Genomic DNA, 13,925 nt, shown 5'->3' on the forward strand with positions numbered 1-13,925 from the left:
CGGCCCCCTCGCGTCAGCTCACCGCGGGGGGGTGCTGCTCCGGGTACTTCTTCTGGAGCAGCTGCCCGGTGGTGACGAGCGAGAAGCGCTCGCGCTCGAGCCGGGTGAGGATTTCGTCCAGCACCCGCACCGTCTGCGGGTGGATGTCGTGCATGAGGATGGGGCCGCCGCGCACCTTGATGCCATCGGCGACGGCGAACACGCTGCGCACGATGCGGGCGTCCTCGTTGTTGCGGAAGCGCCAGTCGCGCGAGTCCACCGTCCACAGCACCGCCAGGTTCCCTCGGGACTGGAACACCTCCTTCACCACCGAGTCCATGGAGCCATAGGGCGGCCGCACCTGCTGGAGCTCATAGGGGTGGCCGAGGGCCTCGTTCACCGCGGCCTGCACCGCGTCGAGCTGCCGCACCACCTCGGCCCGGTCCACCTTGGCCAGATCGGGATGGTCCTCGCTGTGGCTGCCCAGCGTGTGGCCCTCCGCGACGATGCGGCGCACCAGCTCCGGGTACTTGCGCACGTTGGTGCCCACCACGAAGAAGGTGGCCTTGGCGCCGTGGCGCTTGAGGATGTCGAGAATCTTCGGCGTGTTCACCGGGTGCGGCCCGTCGTCGAAGGTGAGGGCCACCTGGCCGGGGAAGCGCTCGGGCCAGAAGAGGCCGCGCACGTGCGAGGCGGGTGCGGGGGCCTGAGCACGGTTGGCCGGCGGCAGCTCGAGCGTCATGCCAATCACCACCCGGTTGGGGTCCGGGAGGATGTCCGGGTTGAGCGCGGCGATCTCCGGCCAGCGCTTGGGGTCTCCGAGCTTCGCCCGGGCGATGGAGCCCAGGGTGTCCCCGGACTGCACGGTGTAGGTGACGTTTCGGTGGGGCGGCGTCTGGACCGCGGCCTGGGCGCTGGTGTTGTTCATGGCGGTATTCCCTGGAGGTTCAACCGCCATGGTAGCCGGACCCTTCCACACGCCCGGAGCGCCCCCGGCCCGTTTTGACGGCTTGCGGACCCTCGGGTGCGTTTCCGTCGGGCACGACCGTCCGGTTCGCGTTAGTCGTAGCGCCTCCATAGCGGCTCGGGAGGGCACACCATGGCTGAGGCGAACGCGAAGGCGAGCGGCACATTCAAGATTGGCGGCGACCTGGAGGTGAACCGGCTGGGGTTTGGTGCGATGCGCATCACCGGCAAGGGCATCTGGGGGCCGCCGGAGGACTCGGCGGAGGCGCGCAGGACGGTCAAGCGCGTGCCCGAGCTGGGCATCAACCTCATCGACACGGCGGACAGCTACGGCCCGTTCGACAGCGAGGACATTCTCGCCGAGGCGCTGGTGCCCTACCCCAAGGGGATGCTCATCGCCACGAAGGGAGGCCTCACCCGCCACGGGCCCGACATCTGGCGTCCGGTGGGGCGGCCCGAGTACCTGCGGCAGTGCGTGCTGACGAGCCTGCGCCGGCTGAAGCAGGAGCGCATCGACCTGTGGCAGCTGCACCGCATCGACCCGAAGGTGCCGCGCGACGAGCAGTTCGGCGTCATGGCGGAGCTGCAGCGCGAGGGCCTCATCCGCCACCTGGGCCTGAGCGAGGTGAACGTGGAGGAGATCCAGGCCGCCGGCCGCTTCTTCAAGGTGGCGACGGTGCAGAACCTCTACAACCTGGTGAACCGGCAGAGCGAGGCGGTGCTCGACCACTGCGCGGCCAACGGCATCGGCTTCATCCCGTGGTTCCCGCTGGCGGCGGGAAGCCTCTCGGCGCCGGGGGGCATCCTGGACACGATGGCGAAGAAGCTCTCGGCCACGCCGTCGCAGGTGGCGCTCGCGTGGGTGCTCCAGCGCAGCCCCGTCATGCTGCCGATTCCAGGCACGGGCAAGGTGCGCCACCTCGAGGAGAACACCGCGGCCGCGGGCATCAAGCTCTCGGACGAGGACTTCCGCGCGCTCGATGCCCAGGGCCGCGAGGCGTGGAAGAAGAGCCAGCAGAAGTAGGGCGCGCCCTCACCGCCCCGAGCCGAACGCCGCCAGCGCCGCCGCCATCACCTGCTTGAGCGGGACTCCGGCGGCCTCGGCCACCTTGCGGCAGTCCTCGAACTCGGGGTGGGCGTTGAGCACCTCGCCGTTGCGCAGGCCGCGCTTCACGCGCACCCGGCCCCACGGCGTCTCCACCTCCACCCAGTCGCGCTCCAGCGCCGTGCGCTCCACCGCGTAGGAGCGCACCCCGAGCGTGGTGGACTCGCGCAGGAGCGTCTCCAGCACCGTCTCCTTCGCCCCGCCTTCCACCAGCACGCCGAGCAGGTGGCCCGGCCGCGCCTTCTTCATCGTCGCGGGCACCACCCACGCATCCAGCGCGCCCTTGCCGAGCACGTGCTCCAGCAGGTAGCCGAGCAGCTGCGGCGTGCTGTCATCCAGGTTGGCCTCCAGCACCCACAGGCCCTCGGCGCGAGCCCCGGCGCGGCCCATGGAGGCGCGCAGCACGTTGGGCCTGTCGCGGAAGTCCTTCGTCCCCACGCCGTAGCCAATGCGCTCCACGATGAAGTCCGGCGGCGGCTGGCCGATGCGCGCGAGCACCTTGAGCAGCGCCGCGCCCGTGGGAGTCGTCAGCTCGCCCACGCCCTCGAAGCGCACGGGCACGTCCTTGAGCAGCTCGAGCGTGGCGGGCACGGGGATGGGCATGTTGCCGTGCGCCACCCGGATGGTGCCGCTGCCCAGCGGGGGCGGCGCCGCGTACACCTCGGGGTCTCCGAGCAAGTCGAGCACCACCGCCGCCCCGCAGATGTCCACGATGGAGTCCACCGCGCCCACCTCGTGGAAGTGGATGGCGTCGATGGACACCCCGTGCACCTTGGCCTCGGCCTCGCCGATGGCACGGAACACCGCCAGGGCGCGCTCCTTCGCGCGGGGCGAGAGCGTGGGGGCCGCTTCAATCAGCTGGCGGATGTCCGCGTAGGCCCGGTGCGGATGGGCCTCGCGCTCGTCGAGCACCACGTCCAGGTGCGTGCCGCTGATGGCGTGGCGCACCGCGCGGCTCACCGCCAGCTTCCAGCCCGGCACCTGCAGCCCGCTGAGCGCCTGGGAGATGGCCTCGGGCGGCACGCCGAGGTCCACGCCCGCCGCGAGGAACATGTCTCCGGCGATGCCGCCCACCGGCTCGAGGTAGAGCACCTTGCGCACGTGAGTCTCTCCCATGGCTCAGCGCCTGCCCTTGGTGCGGGAGATGAGCGCCGCGTAGAAGCCACCGCCGAAGCCGTTGTCGATGTTCATCGTCGCCACGTTGGAGGCGCACGAGTTGATCATCGAGAGCAGCGCGGACACGCCGCCGAAGTTGGCCCCGTAGCCCACGGACGTGGGCACCGCCACCACGGGAATGCCCACCAGGCCGCCGAGCGCGCTGCCCAGGGCGCCCTCCATGCCCGCCACCACCACGGCCGCGTGCGCGTCTTGAATCTCCTCGCGCCGCCGCAGCAGCCGGTGGATGCCCGCCACGCCCACGTCGTACACGCGCTTCACCGTGGCGCCCATGGCCTCGGCGGTGATGGCCGCCTCCTCGGCGACGGGGATGTCACTGGTGCCCGCCGTCACCACCGACACCTTGCCCGCCTTGGGCTTGCCCTGGGGCAGGTGGAAGATGCGCGCCACGTCGTGGTAGCGGCCCTTGGGGAAGGCGGCCAGGAGCGACTCGGCCTTCTCCGGCTGGAGCCGCGTCACCAGCACCGTCTGCTTGCGCTCCACCAGCTTGCCGACAATCCCCAGCACCTGCTCGGCCGTCTTCGGCTCGCCGAGCACGACCTCCGGGAAGCCGAAGCGCAGGCTGCGGTGGGTGTCCAGGGTGGCGTAGCCGAGCTCGGCGAAGGGCAGGTCCTTGAGCTGGCCGACGGCCTCGTCCACGGAGACCTTGCCGCCCTTCACCTGCTGGAGCAACCGGGTGAGCGTCTTCTCATCCATGCCCGCCCCTCTACCCCACTGCGCGAGCGGGGGAAACGAGGAGCGTGAGAAACCTCGGCCCGGGAGGCCACTGTGGGGGCGGGTCCTCCCGGGTGAGACGAGGACACGGAGGCCAGCACCAGAAGGCCGGCCCCCGTGCCCGGAACAACAGGAGCGCTACTCCGCCCGGCGACGGCGCCGCGACTGAATCACGCCGCCGAGCAGCATCGCCAGGGCGCTGAAGGAGCCGCCGCCGGAGCCCGTGCAGCCGCCGCAGCCACCGCCCGAGTCGCCACCGCCGTTGCCCGTCCCCGCGTCGACGCCGGGGGTGGTGCCCGCGTCGGAGCCCGTGCCCGCGTCGGTGCCCGTGCCCGCGTCGGAGCCCGTGCCCGCGTCGGAGCCCGTGCCCGCGTCGCCCGAACCACCGTCCGTGCCCGGATCGATGATGACGCCGCCATCGGAGCCCGTGCCCGCGTCGACCTCGCCCGAGCCACCGTCCGTGGCCGTGCCGCCATCCGAGCCCGGGTCGATGATGACGCCGCCGTCGGAGCCCGTCCCCGCGTCCATGTCCGTGCCCGCGTCCGGCGTGGTGGGCGGCGCGTTCACGAACACCGCGGTGGTGCGGCCGGGGACCGTGAAGTCGCCGGACGACGCGAACGAGGCGCTCTGGACGACGGGGTCCGTGGAGGCCTGCTGCACGGGGTGCAGCCGCATCGGGATGCCCGAGTACGCGGGGATGTGGAACACCTGCTGCTCGTCGTTGGCGTTGAAGAGCACCACCACGTCCGTGGTGCCGTCGGTGGCCAGCTCGTCATGGAGGTTCATGACGATGAAGCCGGGCACCTGGGACGGGCCGGTGTTGAGGAAGCGCACGCGAGCCTGGATGTCCTCGGCCGAGCGCAGGCGGAACAGGGCCGCGCTCTTGCGGATGCTGAGCATCTCCTCGAAGTGCTCGAGCGCGCGCAGGATGTGCGGCGGCCGCGCCTTGAGGTCCGGGTTGGCGAGCAGCGACTTCATGACGGGCCAGTTGCTCTCGTTGTCCGCCTTGGGAGGCAGGCCCACGCCCCAGTTGTTGGACTGGTAGGTGAAGTCGAGCTTGTTGAACCAGTCGCCCGAGTTGTAGCTGTTGCGGTCGAGGGACTTGGAGCGCAGCAGCTCGTCGCCGGCGTGGAAGAAGGGGATGCCCTGGCCGAGCGCCACGAGGCTGATGCCCAGGTTGTGCATGCGCACGCGGGCGTCCAGGTTGGCGGCGGCGGGCGCCTTCATCTGCACGGCATCGAAGAGCGTCTCGTTGTCGTGCGCGGAGACGTAGGTGATGACCTCCTGGGGGTCCAGGGTGTAGCCGGAGGGCTGGCCGTTGTAGTCCACCTGCGAGCCCTTCACGGTATCGCCCACCTTGTTGACGAAGGAGTAGTCGCGCAGGTTGCCGGCCAGGCCCACGCGAATCTGGTCCATGTACTGGAGCAGGCGCTGGCGCTGCTCCTCGGTGGAGCCGGAGGTGGCGGAGTTGGGGTCGTACCAGAGGCCGCTGACGAAGCCCTGCTCCTGCAGGCCGCTGAAGGGGCCACCGCCGCGAGCCGCGTCACGCAGGCGGTCGCTGAAGGTGCCAATGCCGGTGCCGGGCATGTTGAGCTGGGTGGCGTTCACGCCGCGCGCGTTGTTGGCCACCTCGCCGAAGTTCCAGCCCTCGCCGTAGAGGTAGATGCGCGAGCCGTCCACGCCGTCCTTCTCCAGGGTGAGCGCGTGCAGGCGGTCGCGGATCTTCTCCATGTTGGCCTTCATGTGGTGGCCCATCAGGTCGAAGCGGAAGCCGTCCACCTTGTAGAACTTCGCCCAGGTTACGAGCGAGTCCACCATGAGCTTCTCGAACATGGCGTGCTCGGAGGCGGTGTTCTGGCAGCAGGTGCTCGTCTCCACGTTGCCGTCCAGGTTGAGGCGCTGGTAGTAGCCGGGCACCACCTTGTCGAGCACGGACTTGTCGCCCAGGCCCGAGGCGTTGGTGTGGTTGTAGACCACGTCCATGACCACGCGCAGGCCGCTGTCGGAGAGCCCCTTCACCATCTTGCGGAACTCGACGATGCGAGCGCTGCCATCGGGCCGGGTGGCGCAGCTGCCCTCGGGGACGGTGTAGTGGTACGGGTCATAGCCCCAGTTGAAGCCGTCCTTGTCGGCCACGGCGGTGACGGCGGCCTGCTGCTGCTCGGAGTCGGGGGGCATGGAGGCCAGGTCCCCGGCGGGCGACTGGTGCTGGGAGCGGTCCTCGTCGATGGTGGCGATGTCGAACACCGGCAGCAGGTGCACGTGCGTGAGACCGTGCGAGGCCAGACGCTTGAGGTGCTTCATGCCGTTGGAGTTGGCCTCGGTGAAGGCGAGGAAGGTGCCGCGCTCGTCGGCGGGCACGGTGGCGTCGCTGATGCTGAAGTCGCGCACGTGCAGCTCGTAGAGGACGATGTCCTCGGGGGCGGCCAGGGGGGGCTTCACCAGCGAGTCCCAGCCCGCGAACGCGAGCGCCGGGTCGGCCAGGTCGACCACCTGGCTGCGCTTGCTGTTGGTGGAGAGGCTGAGCGAGTACGGGTCGGTGACGAGGTTCTTGAGGACCTTGTGCTCGGAGGGGACGTAGACCTCGACCTCGTAGAGGTAGAACTGGTTCTTCCAGCTCGCGTCGCCGGTGAGGCTCCACACGCCCGTGGAGGGGTTGAGCGTCATGGCCGGAGTGGCGGTGGCCGTGGCGGTGGGGTCGGAGCTGGAGAACACGTGGAGGGTGACGTTGCGGGCGGTGGGGGCCCAGACCTTGAGCGTGGGGACGCCGCCGTTCCAGGTGACGCCCAGGGCGTCGTCATTGGCGTACAGCTCGTCGATCACTCCCGGCAGCTGCACGCCGGTGGCGTCCACCGGGTTGCCATCCTTGTCCGTGAGCGAGAGGGCGAGCTGGCCCTTGAGCAGGTCCTTCACCATGGCGAGGTCGGCGTCGGCGATGCGCAGCACCGGCTTGCCCACGAGGTGCGGGAACTTCGTGGCCACCTGCGGGGGCAGGCCCGCCGTCTCGAGCGTGAGGGGAAGGGACTGGCCACCGGAGATGCCCGTGGAGCCCAGGGTCATGTCCCCGTTGGCGTCGTAGTGCAGCCGGAAGGAGGAGCCGGAGGGGATGGCACCATCCTTGGGCTCCCACACCAGCAGGCCACCGGACACCCAGTGGGCGCGGGCCAGGAAGATGTCGCCCTTGGGCGCGCCGACGACTTCGATGGACAGCTTGTGGGTGGCCGAGTCGTAGCGGAAGATCACCGGGGCTCCCGTCGTGGGCACGGAGAAGCCGATGTTGGCGCCATCGCGCGCGCCCCCCTCGCCGTAGTTCTCGCTCCAGCTCTCGTTGATGGCGACCTTGCCCTGGTAGGAGCCCGCCGGGAGCGCGGTGGTGGTGAAGCTGTAGATGCCGTCCCCATCCACGTCCTTGAGCCACGAGCGCAGGCAGTCCGGAGACCAGTCACCGGGGCAGCCCAGCTCGCTCTGGAAGTCGCCGGGAGCGGTGGCGATGACGGAGTTGAACCGGGTCGTCACCCAGTGGGTGGCGCTGTCGTAATAGAACTTCACCTCCGTCGCGCCGGTGAGCGACAGGGAGAGCTCCTCCCCGTCGGAGGCGCCGCCCTTGCCGTAGGTGGTGAGCGAGCCCGCCTCGTCGACGGCGACGCGGAACGTATAGGTGCCGGCGGGCAGGTTGAACGAGCCCTGCCAGGCGTTGTCGCCCGAGTCGAAGCCCAGGCGGGAGGTGGTGCACGTCGCGTCACCCGCGGTGCACGACAGTGGGGTCTGCACGGAACCGACGAGCGTGACGGTCGTGGGCTCGGCGGCCGCCGCTCCCGCGGAGAGGAACGCGAGCGTGCCGAGCAGCGCCCCCAAACGGGGCTTTCTGAGGGGTGGAGCTACAGTTGTCATTCGAGACACCTTGTTGCGCGGAGCAGCCGCGCCAGGGGAGGCGGCGGCCGGGCACCTGTTGGAGGTGGGTGACAGCGTATAACAGAGGGGCCCCACGGCCTTCACCTCGGGCCGCTGGCACGGGCGCCGGAGCGCTGCTAGAGCCTTGCTCCCATGACGCGCTCCCGCTCCTCGCGCTTCCTCCCCCTGCTCGCTCTCTCGGCCTGCATCTCGAGCACGCCCACCGGGCATGAACCCGGTTCGTTACCCCCGGTGGAGCTCGCCGCACCCGCGGGCCCCGAGTGGTACCGGCACGCCGTCTTCTACGAGGTATTCGTCCGCAGCTTCCAGGACTCCAACGGGGACGGGAAGGGAGACCTCCCCGGCCTCATCTCGCGCCTGGACTACCTCAACGACGGAGACCCGAGCACCACCACGGACCTCGGCGTGGACGCGCTGTGGCTGATGCCGGTGTTCGCCTCGCCGAGCTACCACGGCTACGACGTGACGGATTACGAGCGCATCCATCCGGACTACGGCACCAACGAGGACTTCGAGCGCCTGTGCGCCGAGGCCCACCGCCGGGGCATGCGCGTCATCCTGGACCTGGTCATCAACCACACCAGCTCGCAGCACCCGTGGTTCGTGGACGCGGCGTCGTCGCCCGGTTCGGCGAAGCGGGACTGGTACCTGTGGAGCGACACGGACCTGGGGTGGCGTCCGCCGTGGGACCTCTACGCCAAGGGCTCCACGTGGCACGAGCTCAACGGCGCGTACTACTACGGCGTCTTCTGGGGCGGCATGCCGGACCTGAACATGCAGACGCCCGCGGTGCGCGAGGAGATCAAACGCATCGCCTCGTTCTGGCTGGGCAAGGGCGCGGATGGCTTCCGGCTGGACGCGGCGCGCTACCTCATCGAGACGGGCGCGGGCGTGCAGGGCCAGGCCGACACGCCGGAGACGCACGCCTTCTGGAAGGAGTTCTCCGCGTACGTGCGCGGCGTGAAGCCGGACGCGGTGCTGGTGGGGGAGAGCTGGACCACCACGCCCATCATCGCCACCTACTATGGCACCACGGCGCAGGTGCCCGGCGGGGACGAGCTGCCGCTCAACTTCAACTTCCCCATGGCCGAGGAGCTGATGGGGGCCGCCCGCTCGAGCGATGGCAACGGGCTCGCGCTCAAGCTGGCGGAGATGCGCAGCCGCTACCCGGCGGGTGTGGCGGACGCGCCCTTCCTCACCAACCACGACCACGTGCGCGTGGCCACGCAGCTCTCCGGCGACAAGGCGCGGCTGTCCACCGCGGCCGCGCTGCTGCTCACCCTGCAGGGCTCACCCTTCCTGTACTACGGCGAGGAGGTGGGCATGGCCAACGGCACCACCAACAACGACGAGGCCAAGCGCACGCCCATGGCGTGGGACGCGAGCGCCTCGGGCGGCTTCACCAGCGGCTCGCCCTGGTTCTCCCTCTCGCCGGGCCACGAGGGCACCAACGTGGCCGCGCAGACGAAGGACCCGGGCTCGCTGCTCTCGCGCTACCGCTCGCTCATCCACGCCCGCCACGCCTCGGACGCGCTGAGCCGGGGCGGACTGAGGCTGCTCACCTCCACGCAGGGCCGTTCGCCCACGGTGGCCTTCCTGCGCGTGCTGGGAGACGAGCGGGTGCTCGTGGTGCACAACCTCACCGACGACGCGCAGACGGCCGGCCCCTTCGAGCTGGAGGGAGAGCCGGCCGAGGTGCTCTTCGGCGACGCCGGGGTGGGCTCACCCGTTCGGAACGGGAGCGGCTGGAGCGTCACCCTGCCCGCCCGGGCCACCGGCCTCTGGCGCCTGCGGTAGCGCGGCCGGGGCGGGCACCACCGCCGGCCAGCCCGGCGCGTTGACGCCGAGCACGTCCTCCTGCCGCACGCCCTCGGGCACCAGCAGGTCCACCACGGGCGACTGGCTCGTGCCGCCCACGCGCCCGCCGCCGAAGCGCTCCTTGGAGACGCCGGGGCCGATGCCGAGCACCATCATCCCCTGCGCGGGGGGCGCCGTCATGCCGCCGAGCAGCGTGGGCAATTCCACGCGCCGCTCGAGGGTGGCGCCGGTGACGGCCACCGCGTAGCCCCACGAGGCCTTCGCCGGGCCACCGAGGAAGCTGTCGGGGACGAAGAAGGACACGGTGGGGCCGAAGACGCGCACGCGGGTGGGGAAGAAGACCTGGGCCTCCATGCGCTGCTCCACCTGGGCCTCCAGCGCGTGCACGGCGGACTCGCTCACCGCGCCCTGTTGCCGCTGGGCCTCGGCGACGGCGGTGTCGCGCCACAGCTTGCGCAGCACGTCGCGCGCCTCGTAGGGACGCGGGGTGAGGATGAGGGCCTTCTCCCAGGCGCTGCCCGGCGCGAGCGACAGGTTGCGGCCGGGGAGCGTGCCGGTGTGGCCGGAGCCCTCCTGCCGGTCCTCGTCCACGTACACGTCGAGGTTGAAGGTGTAGAAGCCGAGCTTCGCCTGGTCCGCCAGGGTGGTGCCGGCCGAGTCCACCGTGCGCCGCTGGGGCACGGGGATGGGGCGGGCGAAGGTGGCCTCGAAGCGGGTGCCACCGCTCTCGGGCCAGGCGCGGAAGGACAGCAAATCCATGGAGCCCGCGGGCAGGTCGTCGCGCAGCGGGTAGCGCAGCTCGCCGTCCCCGTGGTCATCCCCGCGCGGGTCCTCCAGGGTGAAGAGCGGCGAGCCACCACGCGTACCGCCATGGCAGGCGCTGGCGAGTGCGGCCAGCAACAGGAGCGGGGAGAAGCGACGGAGCAGCGGCATACGGAGGTCCCTCGGGGAGGCGGAAAAAGACGGGGGCCCGGCGGCGACATCTCGCCCCGGGCCCCCTCGGAACAGCTTGGAAGAAACGACCTGGAAGCGACGGCTAGAACTGCGCCTTCATGAAGGCCTTCAGACGCATCTGCTCGAAGGAGCGCGTCTCCAGGCTGTTCCAGCCGCCGTAGCGGTTGGAGAAGCCCTTGGAGCCCACGGCCACGTTGTGGTCGGCGGCGATCTTCTCGTCGGCCGTCTGCACCGCGTAGCCCGAGCCGAAGTCCGGGGTGAAGGTACCGAAGAGGTACTGGCCCTCGAGGCCGAACTCCACGCCGGCCAGGATGTACTTGGCCTTGACGGAGAGCAGGTTCTTGTCGTGCTGGCCCGACACCATCTCGTGCAGGTTGTACGACTGGAAGGCCGTGTTGCCGTCCTGGAGGCTGGCCAGGAACTTCGTGTAGCTGGCCGCCACGTACAGGTCGTCGGTCAGCTGGTAGCCGGTGCCCAGGTTGAAGCTGGTGTAGTTGAGCGTGCGGTCGTCATCCGCGATGTCGTCGAAGGGCTTGAACTGGTAGCCCGCGCCGCCGGGGACGAGGCTCGGATTGCTGTAGTAGTCGGCGGTGGAGAGCTTGCCCTCCGAGTCGTAGTAGCGCTTGTTGTTGCTGCACGCCGAGCCGCTCACGCAGTCCCCGTCCTGGTAGGGCAGGTACTTCTTGTCGTTCAGGCGCTTGTCGTTCTCGTGGATGTACTTGACCTTGCCGAACAGGTCGAGCCCGCGGCCGATGTCCAGCACGTAGCGGGCCTTGGCCAGCAGGATGTGCGTCTGCTTGTCCTGGAAGGGCTGGTAGGCGGTGCGGAAGTTGTGCAGCACGCCCGAGTCCAGCTCCGCACCCGGGTACTGGGTGTTCTGCATGGACCTGGTGTCATCGCCCCACATCTGCCAGTTGGTGTTGTAGGTGATGTACGAGTACTCACCGGCGATATCCAGCGCGCCGTTGCTGTACACGGGGTTGAGCGTCACGCCCTTCCAGCCGATGACCGTCTCGGCCATGGGCTCGTCGAAGTCGGTGAACTCGTTGTCCACGTTGAGCGTGGCCACCTGCTGCGTCTCGTTCGTCCAGCCGCCGTAGCCGATGACGGTGGGGTTGCCCGCGAACACGCCGTACTTGGCGTTGGAGGGGCCGGGGAACGCGAAGGAGCCGTCGTTACCCTCGGTGAGCAGCACGTCCGACTCGCGGCGCGCGGCCATGATGGACACGTAGTCGGCGCCGACGCTGAACGCCTGCGCGTTGAGCGACAGGCCGATGTCCATCGGATCATTCAGCGTGACGTCCACCTTCCAGCTGTTGTCCTCGTGCTTGCCGGCGGGGATGGGCGAGTAGCCGTTGATGCCGAAGCTCTTGGGCGTCCAGGACGGGTTGTTGTCCGACGTCTCGCCGAAGTAGTTGGTGTCCTCGGCGTGCATGTACGAGCGGTAGAACGAGCCCTTCACGTCCAGCGTGGAGCCCAGGTGGAAGCCGGCCTTGATGCCGCCCACCCCGTTGCGGAAGCGCGGGTAGAGATCGCGCCCGTTGTCCACGTTGGTGTCCGTCTTGTTCAGCTCGTTGTCGATGGCGTACTGGAAGATGCCGCCGACGTCGAACATGTCATTGAAGGTGTACTTGCCCTGGAACACGTAGGAGGCGTCCGTGGTGTGGAACGCGCCCGTGTTGTAGTTGGGGCCGGCCCACAGGCGGGGCAGGGAGATGCCGGCCACGTCGTAGGTGAACTTGCGCTCGAGCGCGGAGCCCTGGACGAGCACGCCGTAGGCGTTGTCGCGGTCGATGTAGCGGATGCGGCCCACCACGTAGGGATCGAACTGGCCGAAGTCGTTGGCGCCGATGGTGGCCGAGTCGATGACGTAGCCCGGCGTCAGGGTGACGGCCAGGCCGCGCAGCTTGATGTACTGGTTGGAGCGCGAGTCGAACTCACCGCAATCGCCATTGACGCAGGGGCCATTCGGGTTGCCGCCAAAGCCGCCGAAGTTGGTCCAGAAGTTCTGGCTGAAACGGCTGTGCAGACGGCCACGCACCTCGACCGCGCTGGACAGCCGCGCGTTGAGGAGCAGCTCGAGCTCGGTACCGATACCGTTCTCGCCGGAGCCCTCACCGGGGATGGTGGTGAAGTTGTACATCGCGCCCTGGGTGCGCGAGTTGCCGTACAGCCACTTGGTGTAGGTAGTACCGCCGATCTGCAGCTTGGGCGCCTCCTGGGCGAGCGAGGACGTGGCGGGCAGCAGGGCGGCGACGGCGGTGAGGGCGACTGCGCCCTTCCGCAAGGACTTCATCTTCATGGTGATTCCCCTCTCAATGGCAGCCGAACCGGGAAGGGGGCTCCCCGGCTGCCGGCGCGGAGGGCTCATCACCCTCCGCGCGGCCATCCGGCAGAAATGCTGAAAGCTGTGTGACTACTTCTTCTCCTCGGCCTTCTTCTCCTCGGCCGTGGCCTTCTCTCCAGCGCCCACCATCGACAGCGTGGCCATCTTCTTGGCCGTACCGTCCTCGGCGCACTCGTAGCTGAGCATATCGTGCTGGGCCTTCACTTCCGAGGCCTCCCCCTTGCCCTCGCCGGCGAGCAGGTCGATGACGTGCGGATCGCACTCGCCGTCATTGCCGCCGCCGAAGCGGTGCTGGCCCTCGTACTCGTTGACCTTGCGCGTCAACAGGTCGTTGCCCGCCGGGAAGCCCTCGTTGGACTGCACGATGACCTGGAAGCCCCACTGCGAGGGATCTCCCGTGAGGCCGGCCAGGTCCACGGTGGAGGTAATCTTGCGGCCCGAGCCCTTGGTCTTGTTGGGGACGAGGACGTTGTCCTTGAGGGCGCCGGCCTTGTTGCCGACCTCGGCCTTCACGCGGCCGGTGGCCTGCGGGGAGATGACGATGACCTTCTCCCAGGCGTCCTTGGGGGCGAACTTCACGTTGAGGCCCGGAGGAGCGTCGGTGGAGCCGCTGCCCTCCTTGTGGTCCGTGTCGATGAAGATGAAGGCCATCTGCACGGAGAAGCCGTTGCCCATCTTCCACGCGTCCTCGAGCGTGGTGTTGAAGCCGAGGGTGATCTCCCCCTTGTCGCCCTTCTTCTCGAAGGTGAAGTCGGTGAGGTCGAACGAGCCGCGCTTGTACACGGTGTCGGTCGGGTACTTGTAGGTGCCGGGACCGTTGTCATCCCCGGTGGGGTCCTTGAAGGACACCTTGTCGCCGGCCAGAGCGGGGGCGCCCACGAGCGCCGCGGCCAGGGTCCACAGAGCGAAACGCGAAGTCTTCATGTGCAACAGCTCCTTGTTGGGGGTTGCTGG

The 13,925-nt window shown here is 69.3% G+C and carries 9 protein-coding genes; 2 read left to right on the plus strand and 7 right to left on the minus strand.

Features of this window, described 5'->3' with window-relative positions:
• Window positions 1-13 precede the first annotated feature (13 nt).
• Window positions 14-907 (minus strand): polysaccharide deacetylase family protein, encoded by an 894-nt coding sequence (locus ACJ8AN_RS30675; RefSeq protein WP_407759073.1) that lies wholly within the window; start codon window positions 905-907, stop codon window positions 14-16.
• A gap of 171 nt (window positions 908-1,078) precedes the next feature.
• On the opposite strand from ACJ8AN_RS30675, the gene ACJ8AN_RS30680 reads away from it, so the two are divergent.
• On the plus strand, window positions 1,079-1,969 hold the full coding sequence (locus ACJ8AN_RS30680) for an aldo/keto reductase (protein WP_407759074.1): 891 nt from the start codon (window positions 1,079-1,081) through the stop codon (window positions 1,967-1,969).
• Window positions 1,970-1,978: 9 nt separating this feature from the next.
• Here the strand turns inward: ACJ8AN_RS30680 and larC are convergent, their stop codons facing one another.
• The 3 genes from larC to pulA all read right to left on the minus strand — a co-directional run bounded on the left by larC (window position 1,979) and on the right by pulA (window position 7,795).
• Window positions 1,979-3,166: a nickel pincer cofactor biosynthesis protein LarC gene (larC, locus tag ACJ8AN_RS30685; protein ID WP_407759075.1), complete on the minus strand. Its 1,188-nt coding sequence runs from the start codon at window positions 3,164-3,166 to the stop codon at window positions 1,979-1,981.
• 3 nt (window positions 3,167-3,169) lie between these two features.
• Window positions 3,170-3,922 (minus strand): nickel pincer cofactor biosynthesis protein LarB, encoded by a 753-nt coding sequence (larB, locus tag ACJ8AN_RS30690; protein ID WP_407759076.1) that lies wholly within the window; start codon window positions 3,920-3,922, stop codon window positions 3,170-3,172.
• A gap of 156 nt (window positions 3,923-4,078) precedes the next feature.
• The gene (gene pulA / locus ACJ8AN_RS30695; protein WP_407759077.1) at window positions 4,079-7,795 is read right to left on the minus strand and encodes a pullulanase-type alpha-1,6-glucosidase; all 3,717 of its coding nucleotides are present in this window, start codon (window positions 7,793-7,795) and stop codon (window positions 4,079-4,081) included.
• Between the two features lie 189 nt (window positions 7,796-7,984).
• Here pulA and ACJ8AN_RS30700 point away from each other — a divergent pair, with 189 nt between their 5' ends.
• The gene (locus ACJ8AN_RS30700) at window positions 7,985-9,649 is read left to right on the plus strand and encodes an alpha-amylase family glycosyl hydrolase (RefSeq protein ID WP_407759078.1); all 1,665 of its coding nucleotides are present in this window, start codon (window positions 7,985-7,987) and stop codon (window positions 9,647-9,649) included.
• Here ACJ8AN_RS30700 and ACJ8AN_RS30705 read toward each other — a convergent pair.
• The 3 genes from ACJ8AN_RS30705 to ACJ8AN_RS30715 all read right to left on the minus strand — a co-directional run bounded on the left by ACJ8AN_RS30705 (window position 9,575) and on the right by ACJ8AN_RS30715 (window position 13,895).
• The gene (locus tag ACJ8AN_RS30705; RefSeq protein ID WP_407759079.1) at window positions 9,575-10,603 is read right to left on the minus strand and encodes a glucodextranase DOMON-like domain-containing protein; all 1,029 of its coding nucleotides are present in this window, start codon (window positions 10,601-10,603) and stop codon (window positions 9,575-9,577) included. The genes ACJ8AN_RS30700 and ACJ8AN_RS30705 overlap by 75 nt on opposite strands.
• A 103-nt stretch (window positions 10,604-10,706) precedes the next feature.
• Window positions 10,707-12,926 (minus strand): hypothetical protein, encoded by a 2,220-nt coding sequence (locus ACJ8AN_RS30710; protein ID WP_407759080.1) that lies wholly within the window; start codon window positions 12,924-12,926, stop codon window positions 10,707-10,709.
• 114 nt (window positions 12,927-13,040) lie between these two features.
• Window positions 13,041-13,895 carry a glucodextranase DOMON-like domain-containing protein gene (locus tag ACJ8AN_RS30715; RefSeq protein ID WP_407759081.1) on the minus strand — a complete coding sequence of 285 codons (855 nt, stop codon included), beginning with the start codon at window positions 13,893-13,895 and terminating at the stop codon, window positions 13,041-13,043.
• Between the last annotated feature and the right edge of the window lie 30 nt (window positions 13,896-13,925).

Source organism: Archangium sp. (assembly GCF_045802675.1).
Classification (GTDB): domain Bacteria; phylum Myxococcota; class Myxococcia; order Myxococcales; family Myxococcaceae; genus Archangium.